The sequence below is a fragment of the Paracoccus nototheniae genome (assembly GCF_004335005.1).
GTDB lineage: Bacteria > Pseudomonadota > Alphaproteobacteria > Rhodobacterales > Rhodobacteraceae > Paracoccus > Paracoccus nototheniae.
The window spans coordinates 30,733-51,739 of sequence record NZ_RQRT01000026.1; the positions used below are offsets into that span (position 1 = coordinate 30,733).

Genomic DNA, 21,007 nt, shown 5'->3' on the forward strand with positions numbered 1-21,007 from the left:
TCAGGGCATGTTCGAGGTTCGGGAGCCGCGCGGTGGGACGCGTGGCACGAATGGAACCTCACCCCTGCATTCGTAGGTGCGTTCCGGGGGCCCCGACCCGGACGCGCGCGAAGACGAAAGGTGACAAGACCCCATGGCGCAAGCTTATGTCGGCCAAAAGCGGATCCGCCGCTATTATGGCAACATCCGTGAAGTTCTGGAGATGCCGAACCTGATCGAGGTTCAGAAATCTTCCTATGATCTGTTCCTGAACTCGGGCGAGGGAAGCGGTCACAACGATGGCGACGGCATCCAGGGCGTCTTCCAGTCGGTGTTCCCGATCAAGGACTTCAACGAGACGGCCACGCTGGAATTCGTCAAATACGAGCTGGAAAAGCCCAAATACGACGTGGACGAGTGCCAGCAGCGCGACATGACCTATGCCGCGCCGCTGAAGGTCACCCTGCGTCTGATCGTGTTCGATGTCGACGAAAACACCGGGGCGAAATCCGTCAAGGACATCAAGGAACAGGACGTCTTCATGGGCGACATGCCCCTGATGACGACGAACGGCACGTTCATCGTGAACGGCACCGAACGCGTGGTCGTGTCGCAGATGCACCGTTCGCCCGGCGTGTTCTTCGACCATGACCGTGGCAAGACGCACAGCTCGGGCAAGCTGCTGTTCGCCTGCCGCATCATTCCCTATCGCGGCTCGTGGCTGGATTTCGAATTCGACGCCAAGGATCTGGTGTTCGCGCGCATCGACCGCCGCCGCAAACTGCCGGTGACGACGCTGCTCTATGCCCTCGGCATGGATCAGGAAGCGATCATGGACAAGTTCTATGAGACCGTCACCTATACCCTGCGCCGCGAGGGGCGCGAGCAGGGCTGGGTCACGCGGTTCTTCCCCGAGCGCGTGCGCGGCACCCGTCCGGCCTTTGATCTGGTGAACGCCGAAACCGGCGAGATCATCAGCAAGGCGGGCGAAAAGGTCACCCCGCGTCTGGTCAAGAAACTGGTCGATTCGGAAGAACAGCTGAACCTGTATGTTCCGTTCGAGCGGATCGTGGGTCGTTTTGTTGCCAAGGACATCGTCAACGACGAGACCGGCTTCATCTTTGCCGAAGCGGGCGACGAGATCACGGCGGAATACGACAAGCAGGGCGAGATGTCGGGCGGCCTTCTGAAGGTGCTGCTGGACAATGACATCACCGATGTTCCGGTGCTGGACATCGACCATGTCAATGTCGGCCCCTATATCCGCAACACCATGGCTGCCGACAAGAACCTTGGCCGCGAAGGCGCGCTGATGGACATCTATCGCGTCATGCGCCCGGGCGAGCCGCCCACCGTCGAGGCCGCGTCGAACCTGTTCAACTCGCTGTTCTTCGACAGCGAGCGTTATGATCTGTCCGCCGTGGGCCGGGTCAAGATGAACATGCGTCTGAACCTGGACGCGCCCGACACCCAACGCACGCTGCGCCACGAAGACATCGTGTCCTGCATCCGCGGGCTGGTGGAACTGCGCGACGGCAAGGGCGAGATCGACGACATCGACCACCTGGGCAACCGCCGTGTCCGGTCCGTCGGCGAGCTGATGGAAAACCAGTACCGCGTCGGCCTGCTGCGCATGGAGCGGGCGATCCGCGAACGCATGTCGGGCGTCGAGATCGACACGGTCATGCCGCAGGATCTGATCAACGCCAAACCCGCAGCGGCGGCGGTGCGTGAATTCTTCGGCTCCAGCCAGCTGTCGCAGTTCATGGACCAGACCAACCCGCTGTCCGAAGTGACGCACAAGCGTCGCCTGTCGGCCCTTGGGCCGGGCGGTCTGACGCGCGAGCGTGCAGGCTTTGAGGTTCGCGACGTTCACCCGACCCACTATGGCCGGATGTGCCCGATCGAAACGCCGGAAGGTCAGAACATCGGTCTGATCAACAGCCTTGCCACCTTTGCGCGGGTCAACAAGTACGGCTTTATCGAAACGCCTTACCGCAAGGTGATCGACGGCCATGTGACCGACGACGTGGTCTATATGTCCGCGACCGAGGAAATGCGTCACACCGTGGCGCAGGCCAACGCGACGCTGGATGCCAACGGCAAGTTCGTCGATGAACTGATCAGCACCCGCCAGTCGGGCGATTTCATGCTGAACCCGGTGGATGCGATCGATCTGATCGACGTGTCGCCCAAGCAGCTGGTCTCGGTCGCCGCGGCGCTGATCCCGTTCCTTGAAAACGACGACGCCAACCGCGCCCTGATGGGTTCGAACATGCAGCGTCAGGCGGTTCCGCTGCTGCGGGCCGAGGCGCCGTTTGTCGGCACCGGCATGGAAGCGACCGTGGCCCGCGATTCGGGCGCCGCGATCATGGCGCGTCGCAGCGGCATCATCGATCAGGTCGATGCACAGCGGATCGTTGTGCGCGCGACCGAAGATCTGGGTGCGGGCGATGCGGGCGTGGACATCTATCGTCTGCGCAAGTTCAAGCGTTCGAACCAGTCCTCGACCATCAACCAGCGTCCGCTGGTCAAGGTGGGTGAAAAGGTCGTCGCCAATCAGGTCATCGCCGACGGTCCCTCGACCGATCAGGGTGAGCTGGCCATCGGTCGGAACGTGGTCGTCGCGTTCATGCCGTGGAACGGCTACAACTATGAGGACTCGATCCTGATCAGTGAGCGGATCCACCGCGACGACGTGTTCACCTCGATCCATATCGACGAATACGAGGTTGCGGCCCGCGACACGAAACTGGGCCCGGAAGAGATCACCCGCGACATCCCGAACGTGGGCGAAGAAGCCCTGCGCAATCTGGATGAAGCCGGCATCGTCTATATCGGTGCCGAATGCGGGCCGGGCGACATCCTTGTGGGCAAGATCACCCCCAAGGGCGAAAGCCCGATGACGCCGGAAGAAAAGCTGTTGCGCGCCATCTTTGGTGAAAAGGCCAGCGACGTGCGCGACACGTCCCTGCGTCTGCCGCCCGGCGCCTATGGCACGATCGTCGAGGTTCGCGTGTTCAACCGCCACGGTGTGGACAAGGACGAACGCGCGCTGCAGATCGAGCGCGAAGAGGTCGAGCGTCTGTCGCGCGACCGTGACGATGAACAGGCCATTCTGGACCGCAACATCTATTCGCGGCTCAAGACCCTGATCACCGGCAAGACCGCGCTGAAAGGCCCCAAGGGGATCCGTTCGGGCAGCGAGATCACCGAAGACCTGCTGGGCACGATGAGCCGTGGCATGTGGTGGCACTTTGCCGTCGGCGAAGAGGATGTGGCCAAGGATGTCGAGGCGCTGAACCAGCAATACGACACTCAGAAAAAGCTGCTGGATGCCCGCTTCGAGGACAAGGTCGAGAAGGTCCGTCAGGGCGACGATCTGCCGCCGGGCGTTATGAAGATGGTCAAGGTGTTCGTTGCCGTAAAGCGCAAGCTGCAGGCAGGCGACAAGATGGCCGGTCGTCACGGCAACAAGGGCGTCGTGTCCAAGGTTGTCCCGATGGAGGACATGCCGTTCCTGGCGGATGGCACCCCCGTCGATCTGGTTCTGAACCCGTTGGGCGTGCCGTCGCGCATGAACGTGGGTCAGATTTTGGAAACCCATATGGGTTGGGCCAGCCGTGCACTGGGTCTGAAGATCGACGAGGCGCTGGAAGATTATCGCCGCAATGGCGACATGACCCCGGTCCGCGAGGCGATGCGCATCGGCTATGGCGACGAGATGTATGCCGACACGTTCGAAGGCATGGAAGACGCGATCCTGTGCGAGCACGCCGACATGGTGCGCACGGGCGTCCCGATCGCCACGCCGGTCTTCGACGGTGCGAAAGAGGCTGACGTGAACGATGCGCTGACGCGTGCCGGGTTCGACACCTCGGGGCAGTCGGTGGTGTTCGATGGCCGTTCGGGCGAACAGTTCGCCCGCAAGGTCACCGTGGGGATGAAATACGTCCTCAAGCTGCACCACCTTGTCGATGACAAGATGCACGCCCGTTCGACCGGTCCGTACAGCCTTGTCACGCAGCAGCCTCTGGGTGGTAAGGCCCAGTTCGGTGGCCAGCGTCTTGGCGAGATGGAGGTCTGGGCGCTGGAAGCCTATGGCGCCGCCTATACGTTGCAGGAAATGCTGACCGTCAAGTCCGATGACGTGGCCGGCCGCACCAAGGTCTACGAGTCCATCGTCAAGGGCGAGGACAACTTCGAGGCTGGTGTGCCGGAATCGTTCAACGTGCTGGTCAAGGAGGTCCGGGGTCTGGGCCTCAACATGGAACTCCTGGATGCGGAAGAGGAGGAGTGAGGGCGCAAGCCCTCCCTTCGCCTTTCCCCGTGCCCTTCATTAGGAATTGAAAATGAACCAGGAACTCGCCACCAATCACCTGAACCCGCTGGCCGCGCCGCGTCAGTTCAGCGAGATCAAGATCTCGCTGGCCTCGCCCGAGGAGATCCTCGCCTGGTCCTTCGGCGAAGTGAAAAAGCCTGAAACCATCAACTATCGCACGTTCAAGCCGGAACGTGACGGGTTGTTCTGCGCGCGCATTTTTGGTCCGATCAAGGACTACGAATGCCTGTGCGGCAAATACAAGCGGATGAAATATCGCGGACTCGTCTGCGAGAAATGCGGCGTCGAGGTGACCTTGCAGAAGGTCCGCCGCGAACGCATGGGCCATATCGAACTGGCCGCACCCGTCGCGCATATCTGGTTCCTGAAATCGCTGCCGTCCCGCATCGGTCTGATGCTGGACATGACGCTGCGCGATCTGGAACGCATTCTGTATTTCGAAAACTATGTCGTCATCGAGCCGGGTCTGACCGATCTGTCCTATGGCCAGTTGCTGAGCGAAGAGGAATTCCTTGACGCGCAGGACAATTATGGCGCCGACGCGTTTCAGGCCGATATCGGGGCCGAGGCGATCCGCGCCATGCTGGCCAATATCGATCTGGCGGCGACCGCCGATCAGCTGCGCGAGGATCTGAAGGCCGCCACCGGCGAGCTGAAGCCCAAGAAGATCATCAAGCGTCTGAAGATCGTCGAGTCCTTCCTGGAATCGGGCAACCGTCCGGAATGGATGGTCCTGACCGTCATCCCGGTCATTCCGCCGGAACTGCGCCCGCTGGTGCCGCTGGACGGTGGCCGCTTCGCGACCTCGGATCTGAACGATCTGTATCGCCGGGTCATCAACCGCAACAACCGCCTCAAGCGGCTGATCGAGCTGCGCGCCCCCGACATCATCGTGCGCAACGAAAAGCGGATGCTGCAGGAATCGGTTGATGCGCTGTTCGACAACGGCCGTCGCGGCCGGGTCATCACGGGCAACAACCGTCGCCCGCTGAAGTCGCTGTCGGACATGCTCAAGGGCAAGCAGGGCCGTTTCCGCCAGAACCTTCTGGGCAAGCGCGTCGACTTTTCGGGTCGTTCGGTCATTGTGACCGGCCCGGAACTGAAGCTGCATCAGTGTGGTCTGCCCAAGAAGATGGCGTTGGAGCTGTTCAAGCCGTTCATCTATTCGCGGCTTGAGGCGAAGGGACTTTCGTCCACCGTCAAGCAGGCGAAGAAGCTGGTCGAAAAGGAACGCCCCGAGGTCTGGGACATCCTAGACGAGGTCATCCGCGAGCATCCGGTTCTGCTGAACCGTGCGCCCACGCTGCACCGTCTTGGCATTCAGGCGTTCGAACCGATCCTGATCGAAGGCAAGGCGATCCAGCTGCACCCGCTGGTCTGTTCGGCCTTCAACGCCGACTTTGACGGCGACCAGATGGCCGTGCACGTTCCGCTGAGCCTTGAGGCCCAGCTGGAAGCGCGCGTCCTGATGATGTCGACGAACAACGTGCTGTCGCCCGCCAACGGTGCGCCGATCATTGTTCCTTCGCAGGACATGGTTCTGGGCATCTATTACGTCACGATGATGCGCGAAGGCATGAAGGGCGAGGGGATGATCTTCTCGAACGTGGACGAGGTCGAACACGCCTTGGCCGCCGGAGAGGTGCATCTGCACGCCAAGATTCAGGCGCGCATCAAGCAGATCGACGAAAACGGCAACGAGGTTCTCAAGCGTTACGAGACCACGCCGGGCCGGATCCGCGCAGGCGCGATTCTGCCGCTGAACGCCAAGGCGCCGTTCGATCTGGTCAACCAGCTTCTGCGCAAGAAGGACGTTCAGGTCGTCATCGACACCGTCTACCGCTACTGCGGTCAGAAGGAATCGGTGATCTTCTGCGACCAGATCATGACGCTTGGTTTCCGCGAGGCGTTCAAGGCCGGCATCAGCTTTGGCAAGGACGACATGGTCGTTCCCGAAAGCAAATGGCCGATCGTGGGCGAGGTTCAGGATCAGGTCAAAGAGTTCGAACAGCAGTATCTGGACGGCCTGATCACCCAGGGTGAAAAGTACAACAAGGTCGTGGACGCGTGGTCGAAGTGCAACGACCGCGTGACCGAGGCCATGATGACCACCATCTCGTCGAAGAAATTCGACGAGAACGGCGCCGAGATGGAGCCGAACAGCGTCTATATGATGGCGCATTCCGGTGCGCGTGGCTCGGTCAACCAGATGAAGCAGCTGGGCGGCATGCGCGGCCTGATGGCCAAGCCGTCGGGTGAGATCATCGAGACGCCGATCATCTCGAACTTCAAGGAAGGTCTGACCGTTCTTGAATACTTCAACTCGACCCACGGCGCCCGGAAGGGTCTGTCGGACACCGCGTTGAAGACGGCGAACTCGGGCTATCTGACGCGGCGTCTGGTGGACGTGGCGCAGGATTGCATCATCCGCGAACATGATTGCGGAACCGAGCGTGCGATCACGGCATCGGCTGCCGTGAACGATGGCGAGGTGATCAGCCCGCTGTCCGAACGCGTCCTGGGCCGCACCACGGCCGAGGATGTGCTGGTTCCGGGCAGCGATGAGATCATCATCCGTGCCAACGAGGTGATCGACGAACGCAAGGCCGACGCCATCGAGGCGGCGGGCGTGCAGACCGTGCGCATCCGTTCGGCGCTGACCTGCGAATCCGACGACGGGATCTGCGCGCTGTGCTATGGCCGCGATCTGGCGCGCGGCACGCTGGTCAATATCGGCGAGGCTGTCGGCATCATTGCCGCGCAGTCGATCGGCGAACCCGGCACGCAGCTGACGATGCGGACTTTCCACATCGGCGGCATCGCGCAGGGTGGCCAGCAATCGTTCCAGGCGGCGTCGCATGAAGGCTTCGTGCAGTTCCGCAACGAGAACCTGCTGGGCAATGCCAGCGGCGACAATGTCGTCATGTCGCGCAACATGCAGCTGCTGGTCGTGGACGAACACGGTCAGGAACTGGCCAGCCACAAGCTGTTCTACGGCTCGAAGCTGTTCGTGAAGAACGGCGATCCGGTCGTGCGCGGCGCCAAGCTGTTCGAATGGGATCCCTATACCCTGCCGATCATCGCGGAAAAGGGCGGCACGGCCAAGTTCGTTGATCTGGTGTCGGGGATCTCGGTCCGCGACGAGACCGACGATGCGACCGGCATGACCCAGAAGATCGTGACCGACTGGCGTTCGGCGCCGAAAGGCAACGAGCTGAAGCCCGAGATCATCATCATGGACGCCAATGGCGAACCGGTGCGCAACGACCAGGGCAACCCGGTCAGCTATCCGATGTCGGTGGATGCCGTCCTGTCGATCGAGGAAGGCCAGGAGATCCAGCCGGGCGACGTGGTGGCACGCATCCCGCGCGAAGGTGCCCGGACCAAGGACATCACCGGGGGTCTTCCCCGCGTGGCGGAACTGTTCGAGGCGCGTCGTCCCAAGGATCACGCGATCATCGCGGAAATCGACGGCTATGTGCGGTTCGGCAAGGACTATAAGAACAAGCGCCGCATCAGCATCGAGCCGTCGGAAGAGGGCAACACCGCCGTCGAATACATGGTGCCGAAAGGCAAGCATATCCCGGTGCAGGAAGGCGACTTCGTGCAAAAGGGCGATTACATCATGGACGGCAACCCGGCGCCGCATGACATCCTGCGCATCATGGGGATCGAGGCCCTGGCCGACTATCTCATCGACGAAGTGCAGGACGTCTATCGTCTGCAGGGCGTGAAGATCAACGACAAGCATATCGAAGTGATCGTCCGCCAGATGCTGCAGAAGATCGAGATCCTCGACAGCGGCGAGACCACGCTGCTGAAGGGCGAGCATGTCGAGCGCGACGAGTTCGACGAGGAGAACGCCAAGATCGAGGCACGCGGCGGACGTCCCGCCACGGGCGAACCGGTTCTGCTGGGCATCACCAAGGCCAGCCTGCAGACCCGCAGCTTCATCTCGGCGGCGTCCTTCCAGGAAACCACCCGGGTGCTGACCGAGGCGGCCGTGCAGGGCAAGCGCGACAAGCTTGTCGGCCTGAAAGAGAACGTCATCGTGGGCCGGCTGATCCCGGCGGGCACCGGTGGCGCGACCAGCCGCCTGCGTCGCATCGCGACCGAGCGGGATGCCGAGGTGATCGAGGCACGCCGCGCCGAGGCCGAGGCCGCTGCCGCCCTGGCAGCCCCCGAGCCGGTCGTGGAAACGGTGGCTGCTGCCCCCGAGCCCGTCGATCTGCCCGAAGGCGGCAGCGAGGACTGATCGGTCCCTTCTGAAACGAACCCGAAGGCCCGGCACGCAAGTGCCGGGCCTTCGTCTTTCGGGTTGACCCCCCTTGCGCGGGCCACATACTGGCCCCCGTCCAACAAGGAACCGCAATGCGCATCCAAGTTCTTGGCCTGTGCCGATTTTCCCTGCTGGTGCAGGGGGATTTCCAGACCACCGGCGAGGATCTGGACCGCAACCGGGCCATTCTGTACGATCCAGCCCGGCTGGAACGGCGGATGCGCTGGTTCGAAACCCTGTGCGTGCCGTCGCTGGCCGCGCAAGGCGATCCCGATTTCACCCTGATCGTTGCGACCGGCACGGACCTGCCCGAGCCGTGGATCGGGCGGCTCCGGGCCTGCGCGCAGGCCGTGCCGCAGATCCGCATCGAACAGTTCGACCCCGGTCGCCATGCGGCCCTGTGCCGTCAGGCGCTGGCGCGGCACGCTGATCCCTTGGCGGATATCGTCGCGCAGTTCCGCATGGATGATGACGATGCGGTGGCGCGCGATTACGTCCAGCGCATCCGCGAGGATCACGCCCTTGCCGCCCCCCTGGCCGGGCCGCATCATCCGGTGGTCATCAACTATACCAGCGGAATGGTGGTCGAGCTGAAGCAGGGCCGCCTGCATCTGCATGCCGAAAAGGCGCAGAACTGGGGTCTGGCGCAGACCTTCTATTTCCCGGGGGGCGAGGTGCGGTCCCTGATGAATTACCGTCACGACAAGGTCTGGGCGACGGCGCCGACCATCGCCATTCCGGGCCGGATCATGTGGATCCGGGGACATCACGACGTGAATGACAGTCGCGGCCATCTGATCGGCAACAACCGCCTTCCCACCGACGAGGCCGAACTGACCCGCATGCTGCGCCGCCGCTTCGGACTGAACCCGGCAGCGGTGCGCGCCGCGCTGACCCTGCCGCTGGATCAGCCTCTGCCTGTTCGCGATCCGCAGGAAGCCGACCTGACGACTCCCAAACCTCAAGCCCCCAAACCTCGGGCCCACAACCCTGTGGCCCCCGACAGCCTGACACCTGCCAGCCAGACCCCTGACCGCCAGATCTCGGACCCGCAGGCCCCCGACCCGCAGCGATGACCTGATCGCCCCGTTTGCCGGCCTTGCCGGTGACCCCTCATCCCCTTCATCGCCCGGACGCATCCATGGTCTCGCCCCTGATTTCCCCCCTGCGCCGCACGCGGCCCGCCTCGATCCGGCCTGCACCGCTGCAGCCGGGCGACAATCTGCGCGGGGCGGCGCTGATGACGATGTCGATGATCGCCTTTACCTGCAACGATGCGGTGATCAAGTTCGTCACGCAGGACATGCCGCTGTATCAGGCGATCACCATGCGGGGCGCGTTCGTCATGCTGGCGCTGATCCTGCTGACCTGGCGCAGCGGCGGGCTGCAGCTGCGCATCGCGCCCGGCGCGCGCCTGCCCATGACCCTGCGCCTGATCGGCGAGATCGGCTCGACCCTGCTGTTTCTGAACGCGCTGCAACGCATGGCGATCGGCGATCTGACTGCGGTGATGCAATCGCTGCCGCTGGTGGTCATGCTGGGTGCGGCATTGTTTTATGGCGAGACGTTGGGCTGGCGCCGCATCGTCGCGGTGCTGATTGGCATGGCGGGCGTCCTGATCATTTTGCGACCCGGCAGCGGCACCTTTGGCATCTGGTCTCTGGTGGCGCTTGGCGCGATGATGATGGTGGCGCTGCGCGATCTGGTCACGCGCAGCTTTGCCCGCGACATCGCCTCGTCCACCATCGCCTTTTATGCGGCGGCGCTGGTCACGCTGACGGGGTTCATCCTCAGTCTGGGGCAGGGCTGGATCATGCCGCAGCCGGGGCAGGTGGCGCTGCTGGCGCTTGGCAGCGCCTTCCTGACCGTCGGCTATGTCGGTGCGGTCGCCGCCATGCGGGTCGGCGAAATCGCCGCCGTCTCGCCCTTTCGCTATACCTCGCTGCTGACCGCGATCCTGCTGGGGTTGGTCGTCTTTGGCGAATGGCCCGATCTGTGGACATGGGTCGGGGCGGGGCTTGTCGTGGGCGCGGGCATCTATACGATCTGGCGCGAGGCGCAATTGGGACGGCGGCGGTGATGCGGGTTCAGATGCTGGGATTGTGCCGGTTCTCTTATCTGGGGCTGCGCGGCTATCAGGTCGAACATGACAGCATCGAGGCGCGGCGCGCCTATCTGTACGATCCCGACCGGCTGGCCCGGCGCTGGCTGTGGTTCACGACGGTCGCCCTGCCGGGCTGGCTGGCACAGACCGATCCGGATTTCACACTGGTCGTGATGACCGGACCCGATCTGCCCGAGCCGTGGCTGGGCCAGCTTCGCGCGTTATGCGACAGCGTGGCGCAGCTGCGCCTGTCACTGGTCGAGCCGATGGATTATCACCTGCAGGCCTGCCGCGCCGCCATCGCGCCGCATCTGGACCCGCAGGCCGACGTGATCGGCCATTTCCGTCATGATGACGACGATGCCGTGGCGCTGGATTACGTCGCGCTGACGCGTCGGGATTTCGCGCAGGTGCAGGGACTGTGGCAGGCCGAGGGCAAGCTGTCGCTGGATTACGGGCGCGGCCTGATGATGGAGGCCCGCGAGGGGCAGCTGCGCTTTACCCCCCGCATCTGCCATAATATGGGCGTGGCCCTGACCGTGTTTCTGCCGCCCCAGGCCGAACAGACCGCGCTGCATTTCAACCACACCAAGCTGGCGCAATGGATGCCGGGGGTGCAGATCAGCCGTCCGCTGATGTTCATCCGGTCGATCCACGGCGACAGCGACTCGGGCGATATGGGACCGGGCCTGCCGTGGAAGCCCGAAGAGGGGTCGATCAACCGCCTGCTGCGCCAGCGTTTCGGGCTGCGACGCGGGGCGCTGGCCGCGCTGTCTCGACAGCTGCTCTGACGTCCTTTGGGTCGGGCGGGGCAGGGTGCGCTGGTTGACAGCCCCCCGGAATCCTCCTATAGCCACGCGACCCGGCGGGAAACCGCAACGGGTGCCAGAACCTGTGAGGTCACGATCCGGGCCGAAACGCCCCGATCCTCTGGAACAATGCCCGCCAGCCCTGTAAGGGCCGGTCGGGCTTGGTGTTTTGCGATTCGCGCAGGGCACCGTCGAGAAGCGGCGCAACCGATCGGTTGCGAGTATTGACAGAGCAAGACGGGGAACCGAATGCCGACGATCCAACAGCTGATCCGCAAGCCGCGGCAGCCGAGAGTGCAGCGGTCTAAATCCATGCACCTTCAGGGCTGCCCGCAAAAACGCGGTGTCTGCACGCGCGTCTACACCACGACGCCGAAAAAGCCGAACTCGGCCATGCGGAAGGTCGCCAAAGTGCGCCTGACAAATGGTTTCGAGGTCATCTCCTATATTCCGGGCGAAAAGCACAACCTGCAGGAGCACAGCGTCGTGCTGATCCGCGGCGGCCGCGTCAAAGACCTTCCGGGTGTCCGTTACCACATCCTGCGCGGTGTGCTGGATACCCAGGGCGTCAAGGATCGTCGCCAGCGTCGTTCGAAATACGGCGCGAAGCGTCCGAAATAAGGAGAGGCAGATATGTCCCGTCGTCACGCCGCTGAAAAGCGCGAAGTTCTGCCCGACGCCAAATATGGCGATCGCGTGCTGACCAAATTCATGAACAACCTGATGGTTGATGGCAAGAAATCGACCGCCGAGCGGATCGTCTACAACGCGCTGGAGCGCGTCGAGACGCGTCTCAAGCGCGAGCCGATCGAAGTCTTCCACGAAGCGCTGGAAAACGTGAAACCTTCGGTCGAGGTGCGTTCGCGCCGCGTCGGCGGTGCCACCTATCAGGTGCCGGTCGAGGTTCGTCCGATCCGTCGCGAGGCTCTGGCCATTCGCTGGCTGATCACCGCCGCGGCCAAGCGCAACGAAAACACGATGGAAGAGCGCCTTGCAGGCGAGCTGTCCGATGCCGTCAACGGCCGCGGCACTGCCGTGAAAAAGCGCGAAGACACGCATAAGATGGCCGACGCCAACAAAGCGTTCAGCCACTACCGCTGGTAAGGCGAAAGGATCCAATTCATGGCACGCGAATATCAGCTTCCGCGTTATCGCAACTTCGGCATCATGGCCCACATCGATGCCGGAAAAACGACAACGACCGAGCGCATCCTTTACTACACAGGCAAGTCGCACAAGATCGGCGAAGTGCATGACGGCGCTGCGACCATGGACTGGATGGAGCAAGAGCAGGAGCGCGGCATCACGATCACGTCTGCCGCGACCACCACGTTCTGGCAGCGTCAGGAAGACCCCACCACCGAGGGGACTTCGGACACGAAATACCGGTTCAACATCATCGACACCCCCGGCCACGTCGACTTCACCATCGAAGTCGAACGCTCGCTGGCGGTTCTGGATGGTGCGATCTGTCTGCTGGACGCCAATGCCGGTGTCGAGCCGCAGACCGAAACCGTCTGGCGTCAGGCCGACCGCTACAAGGTTCCGCGGATCGTGTTCGTCAACAAGATGGACAAGATCGGCGCCGACTTCTTCAACTGCGTGAAGATGATCAAGGAACGCACCGGCGGTACCCCGTGCCCGATCGCTCTGCCGATCGGCGCCGAGGACAAGCTGGAAGGCATCATCGACCTGATCAAGATGGAAGAATGGGTGTGGGAAGGTGAAGACCTTGGCGCATCCTGGTTCCGCCGTCCGATCCGTGACGAGCTGAAGGATCTGGCCGACGAATGGCGCAAGAACCTGCTGGAGCTGGTCGTCGAGCAGGACGATGCGGCGATGGAGGCCTATCTTGACGGCACCGAGCCGGACGAGGCAACCCTGCGCGGTCTGATCCGCAAGGGCACGCTGTCGCTGTCCTTTTTCCCGGTCACCGCCGGTTCGGCGTTCAAGAACAAGGGCGTGCAGCCTTTGCTGAACGCGGTCATCGACTATCTGCCGAACCCACTGGACGTGCCGGCCTATATGGGCTTCACGCCGGGCGACGAGACCGAGACGCGCAACATCGAACGTCGTGCGGACGATGCGATGCCCTTCTCGGGTCTGGCGTTCAAGATCATGAACGACCCCTTTGTCGGTTCGCTGACCTTCACCCGGATCTATTCGGGCACGATGAAAAAAGGCGATCAGCTGCTGAACGCCACCAAGGGCAAGCGCGAACGCGTCGGCCGGATGATGATGATGCACTCGATCAACCGCGAGGAAATCGAGGAAGCCTTTGCAGGCGACATCATCGCGCTGGCCGGCCTCAAGGACACGACCACGGGCGACACCCTGTGCGACCCGGCCAAGCCGGTGGTTCTGGAAACCATGACCTTCCCCGAGCCGGTCATCGAGATCGCGATTGAACCCAAGTCCAAGGCCGATCAGGAAAAGATGGGCCTTGCCCTTCAGCGCCTGTCTGCCGAAGATCCGTCCTTCCGCGTCGAAACCGATCTTGAATCGGGCCAGACGATCATGAAGGGCATGGGCGAACTTCACCTCGACATCCTGGTCGACCGCATGAAGCGCGAGTTCAAGGTCGAGGCGAATATCGGTGCCCCTCAGGTGGCCTATCGTGAAACGATCAGCCAGCAGGCCGATATCGACTATACCCACAAGAAGCAGACCGGTGGTACGGGCCAGTTCGCCCGCATCAAGCTGACGATCATGCCGACCGAGCCGGGCGAGGGTTACTCGTTCGAATCCAAGATCGTGGGCGGCGCCGTACCGAAGGAATACATCCCCGGTGTCGAAAAAGGCATCAAATCGGTGATGGATTCGGGGCCGCTGGCCGGCTTCCCGGTCATCGACTTCAAGGTCGCTCTGACGGATGGCGCCTTCCACGACGTCGACTCGTCGGTGCTTGCATTCGAGATCGCGGCCCGTGCCGCGATGCGCGAAGGTCTGCGCAAGGCCGGTGCCAAGCTGCTGGAACCGATCATGAAGGTCGAGGTCGTCACGCCGGAAGAATATACCGGTTCGATCATCGGCGACCTGACCAGCCGTCGTGGCATGGTCCGGGGGCAGGACAGCCGCGGCAACGCGAATGTCATCGACTGCTTCGTGCCGCTGGCCAACATGTTCGGTTACATCAACAACCTGCGGTCGATGTCGTCGGGCCGTGCGGTGTTCTCGATGCAGTTCGACCACTACGAGGCCGTGCCGCAGAACATCTCGGACGAGATCCAGAAGAAATACGCCTGATCTTGCGGCGGGGCATCAGCCCCGCCACTTTACAAGCATTGAAGAACAAGGAGCCATTCCATGGGCAAGGCAAAGTTTGAACGGAACAAACCGCACGTCAACATCGGCACGATCGGCCATGTTGACCACGGCAAGACGACGCTGACGGCGGCGATCACCAAGTATTTTGGCGAATTCCGCGCCTATGACCAGATCGACGGCGCGCCCGAAGAAAAGGCCCGCGGGATCACGATCTCGACCGCGCATGTGGAATACGAATCCGAAGCGCGCCACTATGCGCATGTGGATTGCCCGGGCCACGCCGACTACGTCAAGAACATGATCACCGGTGCCGCCCAGATGGACGGCGCGATCCTGGTCGTGAACGCTGCCGACGGCCCGATGCCGCAAACGCGCGAGCACATCCTGCTGGGTCGCCAGGTCGGCATCCCCTACATGGTCGTCTACCTGAACAAGGTCGACCAGGTGGATGACGAGGAGCTGCTGGAACTGGTCGAGATGGAAGTGCGCGAGCTGCTGTCCAGCTACGACTATCCCGGCGACGACATCCCGATCATCAAGGGTTCGGCGCTGGCAGCCATGGAAGGCCGCGATCCCGAGATCGGCGAGAACTCGATCCGCGCGCTGATCGCGGCCGTCGACGAATACATCCCGACGCCCGAGCGTGCGATCGACCAGCCCTTCCTGCTGCCGATCGAGGACGTGTTCTCGATCTCGGGCCGTGGCACCGTGGTCACCGGCCGCATCGAGCGTGGCGCCGTGAACGTCGGCGACGAACTGGAAATCGTCGGCATCCGCGACACCCGCAAGACCACCTGCACGGGCGTGGAAATGTTCCGCAAGCTGCTGGATCGTGGTGAGGCCGGCGACAACGTGGGCGTTCTGCTGCGCGGCATCGACCGCGAGGGCGTCGAGCGTGGGCAGGTTCTGTGCAAGCCGAAATCGGTCAACCCGCACACGGTCTTCGAAGCCGAGGCCTATATCCTGACCAAGGAAGAGGGTGGCCGTCACACGCCGTTCTTCGCCAACTACCGCCCGCAGTTCTACTTCCGCACGACGGATGTGACCGGCACCGTCAAGCTGCCCGAGGGCACCGAGATGGTCATGCCCGGCGACAACCTCAAGTTCGAGGTCGAGCTGATCGCCCCGATCGCGATGGAAGAAAAGCTGCGCTTCGCCATCCGCGAAGGCGGCCGCACCGTCGGCGCCGGCGTGGTGTCGAAAATCATCAAGTGATCCTGACGGCGCGCGGCTGACCCCGCCCGCCCATGGACCACATCAGGGGCCGCCCGAAAGGGCGGCCCCTTTGCCATGCGCCGCCACCCGGCAACGGCCCCGGTCCGCGGGCCGTGATCCCACCCACAGAAAGCACCGACATGGCAAAATACATCCACTCGATGATCCGCATCCTCGATGAGGCGCGCTCGGTCGATTTCTACCGGCGCTGTTTCGATCTTCAGGTCGCCGACCGTCTGGATTTCGACGATTTCACCCTCATCTATCTCTCCGACCCCGAAAGCGGGACCGAGCTGGAGCTGACGGTGAACAAATCCCGCACCGATCCCTATGATTTGGGCGATGGCTACGGCCATATCGCGGTCTCGGTCGAGGATCTCGACGCCCTCCATGCCCGCCTGACCGCCGAGGGCTTTGCCCCCCGTAAGCTGACCGATTTCGCGCCCGGTGGCACCGTGATTGCACGGTTCTTCTTCATCGCCGACCCCGACGGCTATCAGATCGAGGTCATCCAGCGCGGCGGCCGCTACCAATAGCCAAGCCATGAAAAAGCCCGGCGGATCAACCGGCCGGGCCTTTCATCTTGGCAGAAATATCCCCCGGGGGGGCCGTGGCTTGCCACGGCGGGGGCGGGAAGCCCCCTCCGGCGTCTCAGGCCTGCGCGGCGGCGGCGTTGACTCCGCCCTCGGCAATGGCGGTCATGTGCTGATCGCCGCTGCGGGTGTGATCCAGACAGTCCTGCAGGATCGCCCCGTCGCCATCCAGCTCCAGCCGGTTGGCAAAGCTGCGCAGGCAGCCATAGCCCGCAATCGCGTAATGGGCCAGCCGCTGATACTGGGTGATGATCGCCGCGTCATGCGTGTCGTCATCCCCGAATTCGGCATCGACGGCATGCTTGCGGGCCTCGGTCACCAGACCCTCCATGCCCTTGCAATGTTCGCCGGTGGGGTCTTCGCCGTGATCGTTGCACAGACGCGCCAAGGCCTCCATGCCGCGTCCGATGCCCTCGTTGCCTGCGATCAGCGCTTCGGCCAACTCACGCGAATGGGCGGCGCGGCCCATGTCGGTGACGATGGGCATCGATTGCTTACAGGCCGAATACAGATCTTTCAGCTGGTCGATATACAGATCCTTGAGGTTCTTGATGGTCATGATGATGCCTTTCAATGGACGATCCTTGCCCCTCAACGACCGGCCCGCGCCCCCGTTCCCTGAACCAGACAAAGATCAACCACAGCCACCCGGCATCGCTTGATTTTACCGGCCACCCGCGACAGTACTGGCCGCCAACCCGGACAGCGCAAAGGCTGAATGATGTTCGCCTGGTTCGAACGACGGATCGACCCCTATCCCGATCAGCCGCCGGTCATGCCACCGGCGGGGCTGTGGCGCTTTGTGCTGCATTATTGCCGCGGCTCGGTTCTGTGGCTGTGCCTGCTGGCCATCGGCTCGGGGCTGATCGCACTGGTCGAGGTGATGCTGTTCGGCTGGCTGGGCGAGATGATCGACCGCCTGTCGGACACGCCCCGTGACCTTTTCTGGGCGCAGGAGGGCGGGCGGATCGCGATGATGGCGGTCGTGCTGCTGGCGGTGGTGCCGCTGCTGAATGTCCTCAGCGCGCTGATCCTGCATCAGTCGCTGATGGGCAACCTGCCGCAGCGCGTTCGCTGGCAGGCGCATCGCTGGCTGTTGCGCCAGTCGGTCGGCTATTTTCAGGACGAATTCGCAGGCCGCATCGCGCAGCGCCTGATGCAGACCGCGCTGGCGGTGCGCGAGGTCGCGATGAAGATCATGGATGTGGGCAGCTATGTGCTGATCTATTTTCTGGGCGCGATGGTGCTGGCGGCCAGTCAGGACTGGCGGCTGGCGATGCCGTTCCTGATCTGGGCTTTGTCCTATGCGGCGCTCTTGTGGCAGATCGTGCCACGCCTTGGCCGGGTGGCGCAGGCGCAGGCCGATGCCCGCAGCGCAATGACCGGGCGCATCGTCGACAGCTATACCAATATCGCCACGGTCAAGCTGTTCTCGCATTCCGACCGCGAGGAACGCTGGATGCGCGACGGCATGGACGGCTTTCTGCGCACCGTCCACGCTCAGATGCGGCTGTCCAGCCTGCAGGATATCGTGCTGAACCTGCTGAATGTCTGGCTGGTGGCCAGCGTTGCCGGTCTGGGGCTGTGGTTGTGGACGCAAGGCGATATCGCGGTGGGGGCGGTGGCGGTGGCCGTGCCGCTGGCGCTGCGGCTGAACAATATGTCTCATTGGATAATGTGGGAATTCGCGGCGCTGTTCGAAAACATCGGCACGGTGCGTGACGGCATCACCAGCCTGTCCCTGCCGCGCGAGGTTCGCGATGCCCCCGATGCGCAGCCCCTGCGCGCGGGCCCCGCGCAGATCAGCTTTGACAAGGTGACCTTCCGCTATGGCGGCGGCGGGGCGGTGGGCGCGCCGATGGCCGTGCTGGACGATCTGACCCTGCATCTGCGGCCCGGCGAACGCGTCGGTCTGGTCGGACGGTCGGGGGCGGGGAAATCGACGCTGATCAACCTGCTCTTGCGGTTTCACGACATTCAGGACGGGCGCATCACCATCGACGGGCAGGATATCGGCCATGTGACGCAGGACAGCCTGCGCGCGGCCATCGGGGTGGTGACTCAGGACAGCTCTCTTCTGCACCGGTCGGTGCGCGACAACATCGCCTATGGCCGCCCGGACGCGACCGAGGATCAGATCCAGGATGCGCTGCGCATGGCCGAAGCACAGGGCTTTGTCCCCGAACTGTCCGACAGCGCCGGGCGGCGCGGCCTCGATGCGCATGTCGGCGAACGCGGCGTCAAGCTGTCGGGCGGTCAGCGCCAGCGCATCGCCATCGCGCGGGTCGCACTGAAGGACGCCCCGATTCTGGTGCTGGACGAGGCGACCAGCGCGCTGGACAGCGAGGTCGAGGCCGCGATCCAGTCGCGGCTGGAAGTGCTGATGCAGGGCAAGGCCGTCATCGCCATCGCGCATCGCCTGTCCACCATCGCCGCGATGGACAGGCTGATCGTCATGGACCGGGGCCGGATCATCGAAGAGGGGACGCATGCCGACCTGCTGACGCAGGGCGGGCTGTATTCCCGGCTGTGGCACCGGCAGTCGGGGGGCTTTCTGGCGGCTGATGATCCGGAACCCTGAACGCAAAAGGCCCCGGGCATCGCTGCCCGGAGCCTTCCTGATCATGTCAGGCGCTTACTGCTGAGCCAGCAATTCGGTGATCCGGCGGACCGAGGCGCGGCGGTTTTCGCGGATGTCACCCTCGGACCGGATGCGCAGGAACTGCTCGCCATAGCCCTGGGTCACCAGATTTTCCGGCGGCACGTCGAAATATTCGGCCAATGCCAGCGCGACCGTTTCCGCACGGCGATCCGACAGCGCAAGGTTCGCGGCATCCGATCCGACCGTGTCGGTGTGACCCTCGATCATGAAGATCTCGCGCGGGTTCTGGGCGATCTGGTCCTGAATGACCCGGCCCAGCCCCTGCAGGGCCTGCGCCTGTTCGGGACGGATCGCCGCAGAACCCGTGTCGAAGGTGATCGCGTCGATGTTCACCGGTGCCACCAGCGCCCGCACCTCGGGGATGTTGCGGATCTGGGACAGGGTAAAGCGGCGATCGATGCCTGATTCGCGTTGCAGGGCGTCGCGCAGCTCGTCCTCGTTCAGGGGCGTGTTGCCGGTCTGGACGGGGGCGGGGGCGGGCAGCTGGCCGATATTGACGGGCTGCACATCGGTGGTGTCGTCGATCAACTGCGTCGTCGTGCCATCGGCCGAGACCAGCGTCCGGCGCAGCACCTGCAGGTTGGCGTCGCGGATGGTGACCACGCGGCTGCCATCCTGACGGGTCACGATGGTCCGCGAGGAACCGTCGTCGAAATTTTCGGTCGCGACGGTCGAGCCGGGCTGACGCAGCAGCGCGACCTCGTCCTTGATGACCTCCTGGCTGCCATCGGCGCGGGTGACGACCACGCGGTCGGGGGCGGACAGGGCGACCTGACGATTGTTGTTCAGATAGCTGCCGACGGCGACCGCACCCAGACCCAGCAGCAGGGCGTTGCGCAGGTTGTTGTTGTCGTCGTCATCCTCTTCGCGCGCCTCGGGCTGTGCACCCGTGGCGCCTGCCAGCGCGTCGCGCAGGTTGGTGGTGAAATCCTCGGACGAGGATCGGGCCGAATCCTCGGTCACCTGCTGTTCGGTGACCTCGCCCGAGCCTTCCGCCGCATCCAGCGCAGCGGCAGTCGGCGGCGCGGTGCCTTCGGCGGCCTCGCGCGAGGCTTCGGTTTCGCGGGTGTCCTCTTCGGCGGCGCGCTGCACCATCTCGCCATTCTCACCGACGCGGTACATCTGCGCTTCGGTCGGGGCCAGACGCCATGCGCCCGAGCCGTTGGGTTCGACCACAACCCCCTCGGGGGTCATCGCGCGACCGTCACCGGCGCAGGGGGCCGCGCCGCCCGACAGGCAGGTCAGCGTGCTGGGGTCCAGCCCGGCAGACGCCTCGCGGTTCAGAACGGCCGCCAGACCCGGCAGCTGTGCGGCGCGGTCGGTCTGCACACCGCCCGTGGCCAAGGTAAAGCCCGCACCGGGGGCGGCAGCCGGAGGGGTGTCGGCATCGGCGGGCGCCTCGCCTCCCAATGCCTCAACCAGATCGTTCAACTGGCTTTCCGCCTCGGGCTGTTCAGCATTCGACCGGTCGGCGGGCTGGGGGCGGGTTTCGCCGGGTGCTTCGGCCGGCGCGTCAGCGGGGGCCGCTGCGGGTGCCTCTGCAGGTGCCTCTGCGGGGGCTTCGGCGGCGGGCTGCTGGCGCTGCGGGTTGCGGGCCGGGGCGGCCTCGGGGGCATCGTCCTCGGGCTGCGCAGGCACGGCAGACGGCGGCGCGTCCGGTGCCGCAATGGGCCGGGTATCCGCGGGGCGATCCTGATTGGGATTGGCCTCGGGTGCGGGCGTATCCACAGCCTCGGGACGCGGCGCGGGGGCCGCTT

General features: G+C 63.8%; 13 protein-coding genes. 11 read left to right on the forward strand and 2 right to left on the reverse strand.

Going from position 1 to position 21,007, the window contains the following annotated elements; genetic code table 11:
- Window positions 1-133 precede the first annotated feature (133 nt).
- The 10 genes from rpoB (at window position 134) to EG885_RS11320 (ending at window position 16,531) form a co-directional block, all read left to right on the forward strand.
- Window positions 134-4,279, forward strand: coding sequence for a DNA-directed RNA polymerase subunit beta (gene rpoB, locus EG885_RS11275; RefSeq protein ID WP_131574577.1), 4,146 nt, complete (start codon window positions 134-136; stop codon window positions 4,277-4,279).
- Window positions 4,280-4,331: 52 nt separating this feature from the next.
- Window positions 4,332-8,576 (forward strand): DNA-directed RNA polymerase subunit beta', encoded by a 4,245-nt coding sequence (gene rpoC / locus EG885_RS11280; RefSeq protein WP_131574578.1) that lies wholly within the window; start codon window positions 4,332-4,334, stop codon window positions 8,574-8,576.
- A 116-nt stretch (window positions 8,577-8,692) separates the two neighbouring features.
- A complete protein-coding gene (locus EG885_RS11285; RefSeq protein WP_131574579.1) occupies window positions 8,693-9,676 on the forward strand; it encodes a glycosyltransferase in 984 nt (327 codons plus the stop codon).
- Between the two features lie 65 nt (window positions 9,677-9,741).
- A complete protein-coding gene (locus EG885_RS11290; RefSeq protein WP_131574580.1) occupies window positions 9,742-10,680 on the forward strand; it encodes a DMT family transporter in 939 nt (312 codons plus the stop codon).
- Window positions 10,680-11,495 carry a glycosyltransferase gene (locus tag EG885_RS11295; protein WP_242679615.1) on the forward strand — a complete coding sequence of 272 codons (816 nt, stop codon included), beginning with the start codon at window positions 10,680-10,682 and terminating at the stop codon, window positions 11,493-11,495. Before EG885_RS11290 ends, EG885_RS11295 begins: the two co-directional genes overlap by 1 nt.
- 267 nt (window positions 11,496-11,762) lie before the next feature.
- Entirely contained in the window at window positions 11,763-12,134 is a 372-nt protein-coding gene (gene rpsL / locus EG885_RS11300) for a 30S ribosomal protein S12 (protein ID WP_042252808.1), read from the forward strand.
- Window positions 12,135-12,146: 12 nt separating this feature from the next.
- A complete protein-coding gene (gene rpsG / locus EG885_RS11305) occupies window positions 12,147-12,617 on the forward strand; it encodes a 30S ribosomal protein S7 (RefSeq protein WP_131574581.1) in 471 nt (156 codons plus the stop codon).
- An 18-nt stretch (window positions 12,618-12,635) separates the two neighbouring features.
- Window positions 12,636-14,759, forward strand: coding sequence for an elongation factor G (gene fusA, locus EG885_RS11310; RefSeq protein WP_131574582.1), 2,124 nt, complete (start codon window positions 12,636-12,638; stop codon window positions 14,757-14,759).
- Between the two features lie 60 nt (window positions 14,760-14,819).
- The gene (gene tuf, locus EG885_RS11315; protein WP_131574583.1) at window positions 14,820-15,995 is read left to right on the forward strand and encodes an elongation factor Tu; all 1,176 of its coding nucleotides are present in this window, start codon (window positions 14,820-14,822) and stop codon (window positions 15,993-15,995) included.
- 140 nt (window positions 15,996-16,135) lie between these two features.
- Entirely contained in the window at window positions 16,136-16,531 is a 396-nt protein-coding gene (locus tag EG885_RS11320) for a VOC family protein (RefSeq protein ID WP_131574584.1), read from the forward strand.
- Between the two features lie 115 nt (window positions 16,532-16,646).
- On the opposite strand, the gene EG885_RS11325 is transcribed toward EG885_RS11320, so the two are convergent.
- On the reverse strand, window positions 16,647-17,147 hold the full coding sequence (locus EG885_RS11325) for a YciE/YciF ferroxidase family protein (protein WP_131574585.1): 501 nt from the start codon (window positions 17,145-17,147) through the stop codon (window positions 16,647-16,649).
- Window positions 17,148-17,309: 162 nt separating this feature from the next.
- On the opposite strand from EG885_RS11325, the gene EG885_RS11330 reads away from it, so the two are divergent.
- The gene (locus EG885_RS11330) at window positions 17,310-19,169 is read left to right on the forward strand and encodes an ABC transporter ATP-binding protein (protein WP_131574589.1); all 1,860 of its coding nucleotides are present in this window, start codon (window positions 17,310-17,312) and stop codon (window positions 19,167-19,169) included.
- A 54-nt stretch (window positions 19,170-19,223) separates the two neighbouring features.
- Here EG885_RS11330 and EG885_RS11335 read toward each other — a convergent pair.
- Window positions 19,224-21,007, reverse strand: a 1,784-nt coding sequence (locus tag EG885_RS11335) for an OmpA family protein (protein WP_242679616.1), incomplete at its 5' end; no start/stop codon positions are given.